Source organism: Campylobacter sp. RKI_CA19_01121, assembly GCF_025771295.1.
Classification (GTDB): Bacteria; Campylobacterota; Campylobacteria; order Campylobacterales; family Campylobacteraceae; genus Campylobacter_D.
Genome location: NZ_JAKMQA010000003.1, coordinates 1 through 18,032 on the forward strand (window position 1 = coordinate 1; position 18,032 = coordinate 18,032).

16 protein-coding genes are annotated in these 18,032 nt (G+C 30.7%); 9 read left to right on the forward strand and 7 right to left on the reverse strand.

Features of this window, described 5'->3' with window-relative positions; genetic code table 11:
* Positions 1–61 precede the first annotated feature (61 nt).
* A complete protein-coding gene (locus L8T90_RS01795) occupies positions 62–1,714 on the reverse strand; it encodes a 4Fe-4S dicluster domain-containing protein (protein ID WP_263736538.1) in 1,653 nt (550 codons plus the stop codon).
* Positions 1,715–1,803: 89 nt separating this feature from the next.
* On the opposite strand from L8T90_RS01795, the gene selA reads away from it, so the two are divergent.
* The 4 genes from selA to L8T90_RS01815 are packed head-to-tail and all read left to right on the forward strand — an operon-like array spanning position 1,804 to position 6,212.
* Positions 1,804–3,135, forward strand: coding sequence for an L-seryl-tRNA(Sec) selenium transferase (gene selA, locus L8T90_RS01800; RefSeq protein ID WP_263736539.1), 1,332 nt, complete (start codon positions 1,804–1,806; stop codon positions 3,133–3,135).
* Positions 3,128–4,933 carry a selenocysteine-specific translation elongation factor gene (gene selB, locus L8T90_RS01805; protein ID WP_263736540.1) on the forward strand — a complete coding sequence of 602 codons (1,806 nt, stop codon included), beginning with the start codon at positions 3,128–3,130 and terminating at the stop codon, positions 4,931–4,933. Before selA ends, selB begins: the two co-directional genes overlap by 8 nt.
* Before the next feature lie 51 nt (positions 4,934–4,984).
* Positions 4,985–5,698: a thioredoxin fold domain-containing protein gene (locus L8T90_RS01810; RefSeq protein WP_263736541.1), complete on the forward strand. Its 714-nt coding sequence runs from the start codon at positions 4,985–4,987 to the stop codon at positions 5,696–5,698.
* On the forward strand, positions 5,685–6,212 hold the full coding sequence (locus tag L8T90_RS01815; protein ID WP_263736542.1) for a hypothetical protein: 528 nt from the start codon (positions 5,685–5,687) through the stop codon (positions 6,210–6,212). Before L8T90_RS01810 ends, L8T90_RS01815 begins: the two co-directional genes overlap by 14 nt.
* A gap of 22 nt (positions 6,213–6,234) precedes the next feature.
* Here L8T90_RS01815 and gdhA read toward each other — a convergent pair whose 3' ends face one another.
* From gdhA to gltX, 4 genes are all read right to left on the reverse strand, one after another.
* Positions 6,235–7,602: an NADP-specific glutamate dehydrogenase gene (gdhA, locus tag L8T90_RS01820; protein WP_263736543.1), complete on the reverse strand. Its 1,368-nt coding sequence runs from the start codon at positions 7,600–7,602 to the stop codon at positions 6,235–6,237.
* 12 nt (positions 7,603–7,614) lie between these two features.
* Positions 7,615–8,280, reverse strand: a complete 666-nt coding sequence (locus L8T90_RS01825) for an MqnA/MqnD/SBP family protein (protein WP_263663404.1) — start codon at positions 8,278–8,280, stop codon at positions 7,615–7,617.
* Between the two features lie 248 nt (positions 8,281–8,528).
* Positions 8,529–9,764 (reverse strand): malic enzyme-like NAD(P)-binding protein, encoded by a 1,236-nt coding sequence (locus L8T90_RS01830; RefSeq protein ID WP_263736544.1) that lies wholly within the window; start codon positions 9,762–9,764, stop codon positions 8,529–8,531.
* Positions 9,764–11,155: a glutamate--tRNA ligase gene (gene gltX, locus L8T90_RS01835; RefSeq protein ID WP_263736545.1), complete on the reverse strand. Its 1,392-nt coding sequence runs from the start codon at positions 11,153–11,155 to the stop codon at positions 9,764–9,766. Before gltX ends, L8T90_RS01830 begins: the two co-directional genes overlap by 1 nt.
* A gap of 64 nt (positions 11,156–11,219) precedes the next feature.
* On the opposite strand from gltX, the gene L8T90_RS01840 reads away from it, so the two are divergent.
* A complete protein-coding gene (locus L8T90_RS01840) occupies positions 11,220–12,047 on the forward strand; it encodes a peptidylprolyl isomerase (RefSeq protein ID WP_263736546.1) in 828 nt (275 codons plus the stop codon).
* 17 nt (positions 12,048–12,064) lie between these two features.
* Here the strand turns inward: L8T90_RS01840 and L8T90_RS01845 are convergent, their stop codons facing one another.
* On the reverse strand, positions 12,065–13,396 hold the full coding sequence (locus L8T90_RS01845) for an acetyl-CoA carboxylase biotin carboxylase subunit (protein WP_087685488.1): 1,332 nt from the start codon (positions 13,394–13,396) through the stop codon (positions 12,065–12,067).
* Between the two features lies 1 nt (position 13,397).
* Positions 13,398–13,847, reverse strand: a complete 450-nt coding sequence (accB, locus tag L8T90_RS01850; RefSeq protein ID WP_173787016.1) for an acetyl-CoA carboxylase biotin carboxyl carrier protein — start codon at positions 13,845–13,847, stop codon at positions 13,398–13,400.
* Between the two features lie 131 nt (positions 13,848–13,978).
* Between accB and dcd the strand changes: the two genes are divergently transcribed.
* Genes dcd through L8T90_RS01870 form a run of 4 tightly spaced genes read left to right on the forward strand, consistent with a single transcriptional unit; the run spans position 13,979 to position 18,006 of the window.
* Positions 13,979–14,539 (forward strand): dCTP deaminase, encoded by a 561-nt coding sequence (gene dcd, locus L8T90_RS01855; protein WP_012661997.1) that lies wholly within the window; start codon positions 13,979–13,981, stop codon positions 14,537–14,539.
* Between the two features lie 50 nt (positions 14,540–14,589).
* The gene (pseB, locus tag L8T90_RS01860) at positions 14,590–15,597 is read left to right on the forward strand and encodes a UDP-N-acetylglucosamine 4,6-dehydratase (inverting) (protein ID WP_263736547.1); all 1,008 of its coding nucleotides are present in this window, start codon (positions 14,590–14,592) and stop codon (positions 15,595–15,597) included.
* Positions 15,594–16,724, forward strand: a complete 1,131-nt coding sequence (gene pseC, locus L8T90_RS01865; protein ID WP_263736548.1) for a UDP-4-amino-4,6-dideoxy-N-acetyl-beta-L-altrosamine transaminase — start codon at positions 15,594–15,596, stop codon at positions 16,722–16,724. Before pseB ends, pseC begins: the two co-directional genes overlap by 4 nt.
* A gap of 4 nt (positions 16,725–16,728) precedes the next feature.
* On the forward strand, positions 16,729–18,006 hold the full coding sequence (locus tag L8T90_RS01870; RefSeq protein WP_263736629.1) for a DUF4910 domain-containing protein: 1,278 nt from the start codon (positions 16,729–16,731) through the stop codon (positions 18,004–18,006).
* Positions 18,007–18,032 lie beyond the last annotated feature (26 nt).

Here is an 18,032-nt window from a genome sequence, read left to right on the forward strand (position 1 = left end):
TTAGTAGAGAATTTTGATTTTATTAAAATAAAATCAAAAACAGCAAAAATCTTATAAACAATTAAAGCACATTCATACTTTGTATCATTACTTTTGCTTTACATTCAGCACAGCAATATAGTGTTTTTATCTTAGCTTCATCACCCATAAATCTTGGCTTCATAATGCTAGCGATTTTTTCAATGGCCTTTTTAGTAGCAAATTCTTTCCCACACTCTACACAGGCAAAAAGTTCATCTTGAGCTAAAACCATAAAAGAAAAATACTCTTTTTCTAAATCTATCCCGCTTCTTTGAAGCATTAAAGTATCTTTTTCAGCACAACTTGCCTCACAATATCCACAGGTAGTACATAAGCTTGCATTAAATTTCAAAGAATTATCCTTAGCATCAGCTACTAAAGCTCCTACATTACAAGCTCCCACACAAGAAAGACATAAGGTACAGGTGTCTGTATTGATAGTGATTTTTCCATAGCGTATCCATTCTTTGCTTGGGATATTGCCTAAATTTTCTTCTTTTATAAGCTCTCTTAATCTTATAGCAAAATCTTCTCTTTTTAAAAGCGCAGGATTATAAGATATAAATTTAAGATTTTCTATAAAATGTGCTTGATTTATAGCCTCTAAAAGTTCTTTTTCATCTTTAGCTAGAAAAATTGCATTTTGTTTAAATTTTCTTTGAAAAATTTCATTCATTAAAGCTATCACTTCTAAAGCACCTTGCGATAAGCCATCACTATAAAAAACCACATTCGCACCACTTGTTTGAAGCATAGCTAAAAAATGCGCTTGATCAAGATAGTTTTCGCCTTTAATCATAAAAGGCATTACATCTTCTTTTAAAGTGATATTTAAATTTTCTATAGACATTTTCTCTGGAATTATTAAAATAATTTTATCTTCATAAAATTTTAAAATTTCATAAAAGCTATTACGTGGCATAGGTGCATAATCAAGCGCCCCACTAGGACAAATCCCCACACAATCACCACAGCTTAAACAATCCACATGAGAAAATTCTAATTTTCTTTGCTCATCATCTTTTAAAATAGCCACACTAGGACAAATTTCAGCACATTTTCCACAATGAATACTTCTTCTTTCATGGTATTGACAAATGCTATCATCATAACTAATATAATTTCTAAATTTATATTTTGGAGAATTAGAATTTAAAAGTTTTATAAGTTCTTCTTGACTTAAAGTAGTTAAATCATAGCAACCACTTTGTTGATCAAAACTTTCTTTTTTTACATCATATAAGAAAAAATCACAATCAATTTCTACTTGCTCATTATCTTTTAAAGCTATCACACAAAGCTCGCCCACGCAACCTAAAACACCCAAACATTGCTCATTGCTTAGTTTTAAAACCTTGTATTCTTGTTTTTTTAAGCTTTCAATAAGCTCATTTTGATCCTCATTGCTTACAATAATTACATTTTTACCCACTTCTTTGGTATATTCTAAATCAAGTCCTAAATCATAAACTTTAGATCTAATCTTATATAAAGACTCAATAGTTTTAGCTTTTTTAAGCACATCATCTTGTGAGTTTTTAAGGTAAAAATTAATCTCAGGTGCATAAACTTCAGGGTTTAAAAGCTTTGAATTTCCTATAAAAACTTCCTCATTACAGGCTTTTTGAACTATGCTAATATTATCACTTAAAGGAATTAAATCTTCATTTTCTAAAAATACAAAATCTTTCATAACGCTCTCTTTTAAATTTTTTAATCTTAATTATATAAATTTCATTATAAAAAAGTTATAATTTTACTAATTTATTCTTAAGGTTTAAGATGAACAAATTTAGAAATTTTCCACCCATAAACACGCTTATAAACGATGAAAACTTGGCTAATTACCCTTTGTATTTAAGATCTCATTTTGCAAAAATAGTTGTTTCAAATTGTAAAAAAGAACTAAGTAAAGATGAAAATTTAAATTTTAGCTTGCAAGATTTGCTAAGTAAAATTTCTCAAAGCATTGATGAGTTTTTAAATATGCAAAGTCAAAGTTTGATCAATGCTACTGGAGTTATCATACATACTAATCTTGGTCGTAGCATTATTGATGAGAGTATTTTTGAAAGAACTAAAGAAATCATCTGCTCTTATTCAAATTTAGAGTTTAACATGCAAAGTGGCAAAAGAGGCTCAAGGTATGACGCACTTAGTGCGAATTTAAAAATATTATTTGATTGTGAAGATTGCTTGGTTGTTAATAATAATGCCTCGGCTGTATTTTTGATCTTAAACACCTTAGCAAAAAATGAAGAAGTTATTACTTCAAGAAGTGAGCTAGTTGAGATTGGGGGAAATTTTAGAATTCCTGAAGTTATGCTAGCAGCTGGTGTTAGGCTAAAAGAAATAGGCGCGACTAATAAAACTCATTTATATGATTATGAAAAAGCTATCAATGAAAATACTAAAATGATTTTAAAAACTCATCGCTCTAATTTTGCTTTTAAAGGATTTTTTGAAGAAGTAAGCTTGAACGAAATTTATGCTTTAACAAAAAAGAAAAAACTCATATCTTATTATGATTTGGGTGCTGGCTGGTGTGAAAAAATTAATAAACAACTTAGCAAAAACGAGCCAAGCGTGAAAGAGCTTTTAAAACATTGTGATATTTTAAGTTTTAGTGGTGATAAGCTTTTTGGCTCTACTCAAGCAGGCATTATACTTGGAAAGAAAAAATACATTCAACAATTAAAGAAAAATCAACTTCTAAGAATGCTAAGGGTTGATAAAATCACTCTAGCTTTTTTAAATGAAACTACAAAAGCTTACTTGGAAAAAGAATATGAAAAAATCCCCACACTAAAACTTTTAAATGATGATTTAAAAACCATAGAAAAAAAGGCTCTTTTTGTCAAAGAAAAAATTCCTATAAAATGTGAATTAAAAACTTCTAAAAGTTTAGTAGGCGGTGGCTCTATGCCTGATAAAAGCTTAGATACTTTTGTGTTAAGTTTTGATGAAAAAGCTTTGCTTTTACAAGAAAAATTTAGAAAAAAAGGTGTGATTGGCCGTGTTGAAAATGGGTATTTTGTGCTAGATTTTAGAAGTATTTTAGAAAAAGATTTAAACCGTTTAATCCACGCTATCAAAGAGGTATTTCATGCATAGTATCATCATAGGCACTGCTGGACATATTGATCATGGTAAAACTTCGCTTATTAAAGCTTTAAATGGTTTTGAAGGTGATGATTTAAAAGAAGAGCAAGAAAAAGGTATTACGATCAATCTTAGTTTTTCAAATTTAAAAAGTGAAAATTTAAATATTGCTTTTATCGATGTGCCTGGACATGAAAGTTTGATTAAAACTATGATAAGTGGTGCTTTTGGCTTTAGAGTGTGTATGTTTGTCATAGATATAAACGAGGGTTTAAAGGCTCAAAGTATAGAGCATTTAAGAGTTTTGGAATTTTTAGGCGTAAAAGATGTGGTGCTTATTTTAAGTAAGGTTGATTTATGCAAGGATTTAGCGCAAAAACAAACAGAGCTTTTAAAAGAATTAAAATCCTTTAAAATCAATATCTTAAAAGTTTTTCCAACAAGTATTTATGATGAGCAAAGTATATTAAATTTAAAAAACTATCTGCTTAGTTTAAAACCTAAAGAAAATGATGAAAATTTGATTTTTAGATACTACATTGATAGAGTTTTTTCTCTAAAAGGTATAGGCACGGTAGTAACAGGGAGCTTAAATGAAGGAAAAATCAGCAAAAACGAAAAAATATTTTGCCTTGAAAATCAAAAAGATATCATTGTAAAAAACATACAAATTCATGAAGAAAATGTTTTAGAAGCAAAAGCTTATAATAGAGTTGCTTTGAGTTTAAATTGTGATTATCATGAATTAAAAAAAGGCTATGTATTAAGCAAAAAAGGTGTCTTTAAAAGCTTTAAAAGTATCGATGGGGTTGTTTTTAATACAGAGATTAAACACGGAAGCATTTTAGAATTTTGTAGTGGCTCAAAAAAGCTTAATGCAAAAATTAGCGTAATCAAAGAATTTGAAGATAAAACTTATATTAGCTTAGAGTTTGATAAAAACTTACCTTTGTGTTTTGATGATAAATTTATCTTGCTTGAAAATGGGCGTATTAAAAGTGGTGGCGTGGTATTAAATGCAGTGAGTGAGCCTTTGAAAAAAGATATAAAAGCTAAATATTTAGCACTTTTAGAACAAAAAGATTTTAAAAAAGTATTTGAGTTTTTAAAACAAACTCACAAACTTGGTTTTGGCTTACTTTCAAGCTATCAACGCTTTAAACTCACTCATGAACAAGCCCTAAACCTAGCAAAAAGCTTAGATCATGTTTTTGTCGATGAGCAAGCTTTAAATGTGTATGATTTAAATGCTATGCAAACTTTAAAAGAATTTATTAATTTTATTTTCTCTAAAAATCCTTATGCTTTAATCTCGCCTCATTCTATCGCCTTAAGACTTAGCTGGGCAAGTGAGAGCTTTTGTACTTATGTGCTCAAGCAAATGCAAGAAAAATTAGATTTTAAAGACGGCATATGGTTTTTAAAAGGACAAAATTTTGAAAAATTACAAGAAAAGGCTCATTGTGAGCTTTATGAAATTTTAAAAAAAGAAGGTATAAAACCTACCGCACCTTACAATCTTTATGAATATTTAGAGCTTGATAGGAAAAATGGAGATCTTATCTTAAAAAAACTCACTAAAGAAAACAAAGTCAAAAGATTAGCGCATAATCTTTTTATAGAAAAAAATGCCCTTGAAAATCTCATGCAAGAGTTTTTAAAGCTTTTACAAGATCATCATTTAGATGTCGCCTTTGTAAAAAATCATTTTCAAATTTCAAGAAAATACACCATAGCTTATTTAGAATACCTTGATAAAAACTATCCTCAAGTGATAAAAATCGAGGAAAAAAGAATGCTAAAAGTCTAAGTGTTAAAATTTACATTTTATAATGATACAAATTTAAATTAAAGGAAAAAAATGAAAAAATCTCTAGCTCTTTTAACTCTTGCTAGCTCTTTATTTGCTGCAAGTAATGAAGAAATTATTAATTTTTTTAAGAAAAATCCAAATTTATCAAATGCAAATATTAGTGTTTCTAGTAGAGAAAAAATTCCTGATACTAACTTTGAAGCCGTGATAGTTAATTTTGAAATTAGTGGTAAAAATTTCCAAGAAATCGTTTTCACTCAAGATAATATCATCACAACCGAAGTAATTGATGTAAAAAAAGGTGAGTTTTATTCTCAAGTTTATCAAGCAAAACTCATGGAAAAACAACAAGCTGAATTTTCAAAAAAAGCTTTAGTGGAACTTAAAAAAGAAAAAATGTTTGTTTCTTTAGGCGATAAAAACAAACCTTTGCTTTATGTTTTTAGCGATCCTGAATGTCCATACTGTAGAATGCATTTAGATAAAATAGAAGAAACACTAAAAACTCATCAAGTTAAATTTATCTTAACCCCTATCCATGATACAAGCGCTTTTGAAAAATCTGCATTAATCTATAAAGAAAGTAAAAATGCCAAAGATGATGCACAAAAAATCGCTATCATGAAAAAATACTACGATAAAGATATAAAAGATTATAAAAAGCCTAGTGAAGCTGAAGTTAAAGCAGTAAGAGAAACTTTTGCAAAATACTCTAAACTTGGTCTTCGCGCCGTACCAACCATAATCAATGCTCAAAAATAATCTTTTCTTGCTTGTGCTTGCACTATTTTTAAGTGCTTGCACAGGCCCTGTGCAAACTTTTATCCAAACAAATAATGAGGGTATTTTCCTGCATGCTAATAAAAATCAAAGTTTTTCTTTACACATCAATAATCCTTCAAAATTAAACACAAATTTAGAAGCCAAACTCACTCAAAAATTACAAAATTTGGGATTAGTTTTAGATAATACTCAAAGTGATTATAAAATTTATATCAATATAGTAGATTTTAAGAAATTTTCTTATGCACAAAGACTAATTGCTTCTAATGCGAGATTTTTTTATAATGACTTTGATAAAATAGATAATGTTTTTGAAATGGAAGTAGAAAATTATTATCTTTTGCAAGTTAATTTACAAATTAGCTCCAAAAACTCTACTCAAAGCACCTCGCTTTTAGCAAGAACTGCTTATCTTAGCAATATAGATAGAGCCAAAGAATCTTTAGAAGAAAAAATTGCTAATCAAATAACAAGCTTTTTTTATATGCATTAAAGATGGCATTTAAGCCATCTTTTTAAATATAACCATGATCAATCATCGCATCAGCTACTTTTTTAAAGCCTGCTATGTTTGAACCTACTACTAAATTTCCTTCATGATTATAAGCTTTTGCACACTCGTATGAGTTTTCAAAAATATTTTTCATAATCTTATGCAATTTTGCATCAACTTCCTCAAAACTCCATTGACACATACTTGCGTTTTGCTGCATTTCAAGTTGAGAAGTCGCTACACCGCCTGCATTTGCAGCCTTAGCTGGAGCAAATAAAAAGTCTTTTTGATTTAACATAAAATCAATCGCTTCAAGTGTGCTTGGCATATTAGCCCCTTCTGCTACCATGCGACAACCATTGTGATATAAGGTTTTAATATCTTCTAAATTTAATTCATTTTGCGTAGCACTTGGAAAAGCTATATCACAAGGTATACTCCATACTCCATTGCAACCTTGTTTATATGCACTTTTTGGAGTAAAAATAGCACCTTTTTTAAGCGCTGCATAATCACTCACCCTAGCTCTTTTTACTTCTTTAATTTCTTTTAATAAATCTAAATCTATTCCATCTTTATCATAAACAAATCCATCACTATCGCTTATTGTGATTGCTTTTGCACCAAGTTGGTATAGTTTTTCTATGGTATAAATTGCCACATTTCCACTACCTGAGACTGCACATTCTTTTCCTTCTAATGCATTGTTATATTTTGCTAGCATTTCTTGAGTAAAATACACACAGCCATACCCTGTTGCTTCTGTTCTTGCTAAGCTTCCACCCCATGGAATTTTCTTTCCCGTTAAAGTTCCATCAAAATTAGAGCTAATTTTTTTATAAGCTCCAAACATATATCCAATTTCCCTAGCACCAACCCCTATATCACCCGCTGGCACATCAGTGCTTGCACCTATGATTTTTGAAAGTTCAGCCATAAAAGCTTGACAAAAACGCATAATTTCTGCTTCGCTTTTACCTTTAGGGTCAAAATTTGCTCCACCTTTAGCACCGCCTATCATCAAACCCGTTAAAGAGTTTTTGAAAATTTGCTCAAAACCTAAAAATTTCAAAACATCCAAATTTACACTAGGATGAAATCTAAGTCCACCTTTATAAGGACCTAAACTAGAATTAAACTGCACTCTATAGCCAAAATGTGTTTGAGCTTTACCTGCATCATTGATATATACAACTCTAAATATAGTTGTTTTTTCAGGCATTACAATACGCTCTAATATTGCATGATCTTGATAAGTTTTGTTAGATTCAAGTAAAGGCTCTAAAGAATTTAATACCTCAGTTGCTGCTTGAAAAAAGATAGGTTGTCTTGGGGATATTGTTTGAATTTTTTCTAAAGTTTCGTTGATATATTGTTTAGCCATACTCATAAATTGTCCTTTTTATAGTATCTTGCTGTTTGTTTTAGCTAAAAATTTTTTTAGCGCCATTTGCTCCTTTGTTCCTATTTTGTAATAAATTAGCTTTAAGTATGCGCTAATTTCCTTTTGAGAAAGATTTCTTGATTTAGAATAATCTAGCAAAATATATTGTGGAATGAAAATTTTACTTTTTGTGAAATTTTTCATCATTTTTTTATAAATAGAAAAATTTTTAACACAAGAAAAGCGTGCAAAAACAAAAGGTAGTTTTGTCTTTTCATACCATAATTCACACAAATCAATATAATCTTTTGGATTTTGCAAATAAAGTTTTAAAGCCTTATCACCGATGATAACCTCCCCTTTTTGCTTTAAAACTTTTGCAAGAGCATTAGAAGTTGCAGAACTTGCATCTTCTTTGCTTTGAGAATGTTTTTTTACTAAAACGCTTTTTACCTTTTTGCTTGCGCAAATTCCCACATTTAAGGTTTTGTATTTTTTTCTACGACTTTCAATACTTGAAATAATCGCTGCGTCAATGCGTCTAAAATACAAATGGCGATTTAGCTTACTAGGAACCCCTTTTTTGTATTCTGTAGTTTGCTTAACATAGCTAGGAAAAGCTGCTTTTTTAAGATAGATATGCAAAGGGAGTAAATTAAGATAATCTATCTTTCCAAAAACCATCTTAGCCTTTCTATGATTAAGTATTAGTATCCTATAAAAAAATATCTTAAATATAAATTAATTTAATTAAAAATATAATCAATACTAAAATTTATATCAAAATTTAACATTTATTGTAAAAAATTATTTTGTAATCTTAGATTATTAAGTAAAAAATTAAAATAATAGAAAAGTCAAATTGAAAGATTGAAAATAAAAATTAAGTTTTATTCAAAAAAATATTTTAAATAAAACTTAATCTATAAAAACTATTGTAAACTTGCTAGATATTTTTGATAGTCAAATTCTTTTACCAAAGCCACTCCATCTTCAACCGCAGCTTTTGCCACAGCAGCACTAACTACAGCTTTTACCCTGCTATCAAATGGTTTTGGTATCACATAATCTCTACCAAAGCTAAGCTCTTCTACCCCATAAGCTTGTTTTACCTCATCAGTTACTTCAAGCTTAGCTAAATCAGCCAAAGCTTTAGCAGCAGCTACTTTCATATTTTCAGTGATTTTAGTCGCTTTTACATCTAAGGCTCCTCTAAAAATAAAAGGAAAACCTAAAACATTGTTAATTTGATTTGGATAATCACTTCTACCTGTTCCAACTATAGCATCATTTCTAACCCTTTTAACATCTTCAGGCATTACTTCAGGCACAGGATTAGCTAGTGCAAAAATCACAGGATCTTTAGCCATACTTAAAATCATCTCATCATCTAAAATCTTAGGTGCACTTAAACCCAAAAACACATCAGCACCTTTTAAAGCCTCTCTTAAAGTACTATCTTTAGTATCACTTACAAATTCTAGTTTGTATTTATTTAAATCATCTCTTTGAGTATTAATCACACCCTTACTATCTACTAAAACGATATTTTTAACCCCTAAATTTCTATACATTCTAGCACTTGCAATACCCGCTGCACCCGCACCACTTACTACTACTTTAATATCCTCAAATTTTTTACCACTAATTTCCATAGCATTCATTAATCCTGCTGTAGAAATAATCGCAGTTCCGTGTTGATCGTCATGCATTACTGGAATTCCAAGATCTTGCAAAGCAGCTTCTATTTCAAAGCATTTTGGCGCTGAAATATCTTCTAAATTAATTCCTCCAAAAGTAGGTGCTATAGCTTTACAAAAGGTAACAATCTCATCTACACTATGAGCATTAATTTCCAAATCATAAGCATTAACATTAGCAAATTTTTTAAACAAACAAGCCTTTCCTTCCATCACAGGCTTACTTGCACTTGCTCCTATATTGCCAAGTCCCAAAACCGCACTACCATCACTTACTATGGCAACTAAATTAGCTTTATTAGTGTATTTATAAACTAAGGTTTCATCTTTTGCTATCTCAACACAAGGTTCAGCAACCCCCGGAGAATAAGCTAAAGATAAATCATGCGCACTATCCATAGGCTTTCTAGCAACAATATCTACTTTACCCCCTAAGTGGTATTCTAAAGCCTCTTCTTTTAAATTCATTATTTCCCCTTCATGTAAGTTAGTAAATTTTCTATTCTAAGCTTAGCTTTTTGCACTCCTAAAAATTCTAATACTTCAAATATACTAGGACTTACCGAGCTTCCAGTGAGTGCAATGCGTATGGCTTGAGCTAGATCTTTTAACTTAAGATTATTTTCTTCTAAGAATTGATTAGTTAATTCTTCAAATTCGCAAGCATTTTTTTGCTCATTTAAAACCATAGCGTATTTTTCCAAATAAGTTAAATTTGTTACATTAAGAAATTTATCTACAGCCTTTTGATCGTATTCTTTTGGGTCATTTAGTAACACTTTAGCCCCACTAATAATATCATGTAAGGTTTTAGCTCTCTCTCTTAACATATCCAGTAAAAATCCCGCTTTTTCATACTGACTTAAATCAAAACCTAAATCTTTTAATTGTCTATTGATTTCTTCAAAAGGTAAAGTTTTAATATAATGAGCATTAAGCCATTCTAGCTTTTTAAAATTATAACAAGAAGCACTTTTATTAATATGATTTGGATCAAAAAGCTCTTGCATACTTTCTAAAGAAAAAATTTCATCATCACCATGACTCCAACCAAGACGCACTAAAAAATTTAACAAGGCTTGAGGTAAAATTCCCATATTTTTATACTCCATCACATCAGTTGCCCCATGACGCTTAGAAAGTTTTTTACCATCTTCACCATGTATCATAGCCACATGATAAAATTTAGGAATTTTAAAGCCTAGTGCCTCATAAAGAACGATTTGTTTTGGGGTATTTGATAAATGATCATCCCCTCTTATAACATCACTCACACCCATTAGTGCATCATCAATTACAACAGTTAGATTATAAATTGGGCTACCATCGCTTCTTGCAATTACAAAATCATCTAAAATATCTTCAGCCTTAAAACTAACCTCGCCTTTAATACCATCTATAAATTTAATCTCTCCACTTTGTGGTGCTTTTATACGCACCACAGGCTCAATACCACTTGGGGGAGTTCCTTTAAAATCTCTATATCTACCATCGTATTTTGGGCGCTCTTTGGCTGCTTCTTGCTTAGCTCTTAACTCATCAAGCTCTTCTTTGCTCATATAACAATAATAAGCCTTACCCTCATCTAATAATTTTTGAATGTATTTTTTATAAATTTCAAATCTTTGGGATTGATACTCAATCGTCCCATCATAATCAAGCCCACACCATTTAAATGCTTCTATAATAGCTTGTGTAGCTTCTTGTGAATTTCTTTTTAAATCCGTATCTTCAATACGCAATAAAAATTTACCCTTATTTTTTCTTGCATAAAGATAATTATATAAAGCCGTTCTAAGCCCTCCTATGTGCAAATATCCTGTTGGAGAAGGAGCAAAACGCGTTGTGATTTCTTGCATATTTTTACCTTTTTTAAATTTTTATTGTTATAATGCTATATTTACACTTAAATAAAGGTTTTATATGAGAAAATTTTTAATATCTTGTTGTTTTGCTGCAAATATTTTATATGCTCAAACCCTTGGTGGCGTAGCAATGGTAGTAGAAAATCAACCTATTACTCTTTATGATATAGAACAAACCATGAAAGAATTAAAAACTGACGATAAACAAAAAGCTATAGCATTTTTAGTAGATGATAAAGTTCAACAAAGCGAAGTTAAAAAGCTAGGAATTTATGTAAGTACTTTTGAACTTAATGAAAAATTAGCCCAAATAGCAAAAGGCAATAAAACTGACATTAATGGCCTGCAATCAAAGATAGAAAAAGATGGTTTAAGTTTTGAAGTTTTTAAAAATAAGGTTAGAAAAGATCTTGAAAGAGAAAAGCTTTATAGAAGCATAATGCAAAATGCAAAAATCAATATCGATGATGAAACACTAAAACATTTTTATGAAAGCAATCTTGATAAATTTAGCACTTTTTCAAATATAGACTTAGTTGTTTATAATTCTACTAATCCAGAACTTTTACAACAACTTGCACAAAATCCTATGTATAAAAATTCTCAAATTAAATCAAAAGCCATTAGTTTAAACGCAGCTAGTTTAGATCCAAGATTACTTGCTTTGTTAAATAATACAAAAATAGGAGAATTTACTCCAGTATTAAATGGTGAAAATGCTTATATAGTATATTTTGTAAAAGCAAAATATGGTAAAAATCCTATCGAATTTGACTTAATCAAAGATCAAGTTAGCAATGTCTATACTCTAACTCAAAAAGAACAAGCCTTAAAAAATCATCTTGATAAAATCAGAGCAAATGCTCATATAGAAGAATTAAGATAGGTTAAACCTATCTTAAATTAATGTCTTGAAAGATAATTTGTATCATAATTATTATTGATAAAATCTGCATTATCCATCATTGCTAAATGAAAATCTTTAGTTGTTTTAATCCCACCTACAATAAGCTCTTGCAAGGCTATTTTCATTTTAGAAATAGCTGTGTTCCTATCTTCTCCCCAAACGACTAATTTTCCAATCATAGAATCATAATAAGGAGGCACGCTATAATCTTGATAACAATGACTTTCCATTCTTACATTGCGTCCTGCTGGAGCTACGTATTTTGTGATTTTACCTGGGCAAGGTAAGAAAGTTTTGGAATCTTCAGCAGTGATTCTACATTCTATAGAATGACCTTTAAGTTTAATTTCTTCTTGCTTTGGTAAAGGATACCCTTCTGCTACTTTAATCATAAGCTCGATAATATCTACCCCACTTACCATCTCACTTACACAATGCTCAACCTGCAAACGCGTATTCATCTCGATAAAATAAAAATCTAAATTTTTATCCACTAAAAATTCAAAAGTTCCCGCACCCTCATAATCAATAGCCTTAGCAGCTTTAACTGCTGTTTCATGGAGTCTTGCTCTTGTTTTTTCATCTAGTAAAATTGCAGGAGATTCTTCTATAAGCTTTTGATGGCGTCTTTGCATAGAACAATCTCTCTCACCCAAATGTATCACATTACCAAAGCTATCTCCTATGATTTGTACTTCTATGTGACGTGGGTTTTGAATGTATTTTTCCATATACATAGTACCATCGCCAAAAGCACTCATAGCTTCACTTTCTGCTGACCAATAAGCTTTTTCCAAATCTTTTTCATCTTCAACTACACGCATACCACGGCCACCACCGCCTGCTGCTGCTTTTAAAATCACAGGATAGCCTATTTCTTTAGCAAGTTTTTTTGCTGCTTCAACCCCACCCAAAGCTCCATCGCTTCCTGGGATTACAGGCACACCTGCTCTTTGCATTACTTGTTTTGCTTTACTTTTATCACTCATTAGCGCCATAGCAGCTACTGAAGGGCCTATGAATTTGATATTATGTTTTGCACAAATTTCAACAAAATTTTGATTTTCACTTAAAAATCCATATCCTGGAAAAATCGCATCCGCTTCGCTAATTTCAGCCGCACTAATAATAGCTGGGATATTTAAATAACTTTCTGAACTTCTAGCATTTCCTATACAAATACTCGCATCAGCGTATTTTAAATACAAAGCATCTTTATCTGCAGTAGAATACACACAAATTGCTTTTTTTCCCATTTCTTTTACAGTTCTTAAAGCTCTTAATGCAATTTCTCCACGATTTGCTATTAAAACTTTTTTAATTTCCATTTTATAATTTCTCCACCACAAATAAAGGCATGCCAAATTCTACAGGCTGACCATCTGCAACTAAAACTTCTACTATTCTACAGTCATATTCAGCTTCGATTTCATTCATGATTTTCATCGCTTCAATAATTGCTATAGTGCTTCCTTTTTTAATAGTTTGTCCTGCTTTAGCAAAAGGTGCTGCACCTGGGCTTGGAGCTTGATAAAAAGTACCTACCATAGGGCTATTGATAGTTGGTTTATTAGAAGAGTTTGAGCTTGCTTTGGTCTCATTAACTACATTTACATTAATTGGCTGTGGAGCTGGAGCAACAGGAGCTGGAGCCGGTAATTCACAACATAAATCTTTTTCTAGTTCTATTTCAAATCCATCTTGTTCTTTTATTTTAATCTTGCTTATACTTGCTTCTGCAAAAAGTTGCATTAGTTCTTTGATTTCTTCTTTTGTCATATATTCTCCTTAATTTATAAGACTTAATTTATAATTATATATAAAAATACTAAAAATAACTTCAATTATTTATTTTTTACTTTTATTTTAAGATATAATTTAAAAATTCACTTTAATTATAAAGGACAAAAATGGGCTTAAAAGCAGATAATTGGATCAAAAAAATGGCATTAGAACACAATATGATAGAGCCATTTTGCGAAGCAAATATAGGCAAAGGTATAGTTAGTTATGGGCTTTCAAGCTATGGATATGATATAAGAGTTGGAAGAGAATTTAAAATTTTTACCAATGTAAATTCCACTGTTGTAGATCCTAAAAATTTTGTAGAAGAAAATGTAGTAGATTTTGTAGGTGATGTATGTATAGTACCTGCAAATTCTTTCGCGCTTGCTAGAACGGTTGAGTATTTTAAAATGCCAAATGATGTTTTAGCTATTTGCCTTGGTAAAAGTACTTATGCAAGATGTGGTATTATAGTGAATGTAACTCCTTTTGAGCCAGGTTTTGAAGGACATATCACTATAGAAATTTCAAACACAACCCCACTACCTGCTAAAATTTATGCCAATGAAGGTATAGCTCAAGTTTTGTTTTTACAAGGAGATGAGCCTTGTGATGTAACATATGCTGATAAAAAAGGCAAATACCAAGCCCAAACAGGTATAACTTTACCAAGAATTTTAAAATAATTTTATTTTCAGCCGATATAAAAACTTAGTCAAGTAATAGGAAAATATATATGTTTAATGGAAAAAGCATTTTAATCACCGGTGGTACAGGAAGTTTTGGAAAAACTTATACTAAAACTTTACTTCAAAAATACAAACCTAAAAAAATCATCATTTATTCACGCGATGAACTCAAGCAATTTGAAATGGCAAGAGAATTTAATGATAATAGCATGCGTTATTTTATAGGTGATGTAAGAGATAAAGAAAGATTAAATATAGCAATGAAGGATGTTGATTTTGTCATCCATGCAGCTGCTATGAAACATGTGCCAATTGCAGAATATAATCCAATGGAATGTATAAAAACTAATATCCATGGAGCGCAAAATGTAATTGATGCGTGTTTGGAAAATAATGTTGAAAAATGTATCGCTCTTTCAACCGATAAAGCATGTAATCCTATTAATTTATACGGAGCTACAAAGCTTGCAAGCGATAAGCTTTTTGTAGCAGCAAATAACATAGCAGGAAATTCTCATACTAAATTTAGCGTTACAAGATATGGAAATGTAGTAGGCTCAAGAGGCTCTGTTATACCATTTTTTAAAAAGCTAATCAATGAAGGTGCTAAAGAACTTCCCATCACAGATGAGAGAATGACAAGATTTTGGATATCTTTAGAAGATGGGGTTAATTTCGTGCTGAATAACTTTACATACATGCATGGAGGGGAAATTTTCGTGCCAAAAATTCCTTCTATGAAAATTGTAGATTTAGCTAAAACCATGGCTCCTAATTTAGCTCATAAAATCATAGGCATAAGAGCAGGTGAAAAACTACATGAAATTATGATTTCAAGTGATGATAGTCACTTAACTTATGAATTTGAAAATTATTATGCCATTAGTCCAAGTATTAAATTTACTAATATGGAAATTGATTTTAGCATAAATGCAAAAGGACAAAAAGGAAAAAAAGTTTCCAATGGCTTTTCTTATAGCTCAGATAATAATAAAGAATGGATTAGCCAAGAAGAGCTTTTAAATATAATAAATCATACAGAGCTTGAAAAATGATAACTTATTCTCATCAAAATATTGACGAACAAGACATACAAGCAGTTTGTAAAGCTTTAAAAGATGATTTTTTAACCGGAGGAAAAAAGGTTGAAGAATTTGAACAAGCCCTTTGTGAATATGTGGGTGTAAAATATGCTTGCGTACTAAATTCAGCTACTTCTGCCTTACACCTTGCGTATTTATCTTTAAATGTAAAAGAAAAAATTGTCTTAACAACTCCCATTACCTTTGCTGCAACTGCAAATGCAGCTTTAATGGCAGGTGCTAGGGTTGAGTTTATAGATGTAAAAAGTGATGGAAATATTGATGAGAAAAAACTTGCTTTAAGATTAAGCCAAGATAGCTCTAATATAGGAGCAATTTGCGTGGTTGATTTTGCGGGAAATAGTGTAGAAATGGATGAAATTTTAGCCTTAGCCAAACGATACAACATCCCACTAATTGATGATGCAAGTCATGCCCTAGGTGCTATTTATAAAGATCAAAAAGTAGGCTCTATGGGAGATTTGAGCATATTTTCTTTTCATCCAGTTAAACCTATCACAACCTTTGAGGGTGGTGCAGTCGTTAGCAATGATGAGGAATTAATCTCAAAAATCAAGCTTTTAAGAAGTCATGGCATAGTCAAAAAAAGACTTTGGGATAGTGATATGATTGAACTAGGCTATAATTATCGTTTGAGTGATGTTGCTTGTGCTTTGGGTATAAATCAACTTAAAAAACTTGATAATATGCTAGAAAAAAGAGAAATCATTACAAGTTTTTACGATAAAGAATTTGAAAAAAATCCTTATTTTAGCACTATAAAAATCAAAGATTATAAAAAAAGCTCAAGACATTTATATCCTATTTTGCTTTTTCCTGAGTTTTATTGCCAAAAAGAGATTATTTTTGCAAAATTATTAAATTTGGGCATAGGTGTACAAGTGCATTATAAGCCTACTTATGAGTTTAGTTATTATAAAAATTTATATGGAAATTTATTTTTAGAAAATGCGGATAATTTTTATAAAGCCGAGCTTAGCATACCTGCTCATCAAGAAATGAGTCTAAAAGAAGCACAATTTATTAAAGATAGTTTATTTAAGATTTTAGAAGAAACTAAAAAGGCTTGTTGTGAGTAAAAGTATGTATGAGCTAGCTTGTGAACTTTTTCCTATATGCAGAAGCATTACAGGAGTTGGCTTTAGACAAAGCTTAAAAATACTTGATGAGGCTATTGGAGGGGGTATATTAAAAATTCACTCTATAGCAAGCGGAAGTAAGGTATTTGACTGGGAGGTGCCTGCTGAATGGGAGATAAACGATGCTTATATCATCACTCCAGATGGAGAAAAAATTTGTGATTTTAAACAAAATAATTTACATGTGTTAAACTATAGCGAAGGTATAAATGATGAAATCTCACTAGATGAGCTACAAGAGCATTTATACTCTATAGAAAATTATCCAGATGCCATACCTTATGTGACAAGTTATTATAAAAGGCGTTGGGGTTTTTGTATAAAACATGAAGATAGAGTTAAACTAAAAGAAGGAAAATATAAAGTTTTCATCGATGCAAAACACCATGAAAATGGGGTTTTAAACTATGCTGATCTACTCATACCTAGCACACAAGAAATAAAAGATGAAATTTTAATTTCCACTTACCTTTGTCATCCATCCATGGCAAATAACGAGCTAAGTGGCCCTGTGGTAGCTGCGTTTTTAGCTAAATGGCTTTTAGAACTCAAAGAGAGAAAATACAATTATCGTTTTATTTTTGCTCCTGAAACTATAGGAAGCATAGTCTATCTTAACAAACACTTAAAACATTTACAAAAACACACCAAAGCAGGTTTTGCACTCTCTTGCATAGGTGATGATAATGCTTACTCACTCATTCACACTCCAAATGAAAATACCCTAGCAGACAAAGTAGCCCTGCACACTTTAAAAGATAAAAATAATTTTAAAGAATTTAGCTTTTTAGATAGAGGTGGCAACGAAAGACAATTTTGTTCTCCTTTGGTGAATTTACCCGTAGTTTGTGTGTGTAGGACTAGATTTGGTGATTATAAAGAATATCACACTAGCAAAGATGATTTAAGTTTTATCAGTGAAGAAGGATTGCAAGGTGGCTTAAAAGCCATACAAGAAATCATCATGAATTTGGAAGTGAATGAAATTTATCAAATCACAACTTTTTGTGAACCAAATTTGGGTAAAAGAGATTTATATCATACTCTAAACCAAGGAGTTGCCAAAAAACCGATCTCGGCTGATTTTTTAGCCTTTTGTGATGGCAAAAACGATGTTTTAGATATAGCCTCAAAACTTGATATGCAAGCTTATAAATTAAAAGATTTAATAGAAAAATTAAAATTTAATAATCTTATAAAGCGAAGAAAAATTATAGAATAACAAGATAAAAAATATATCTCAAGGAG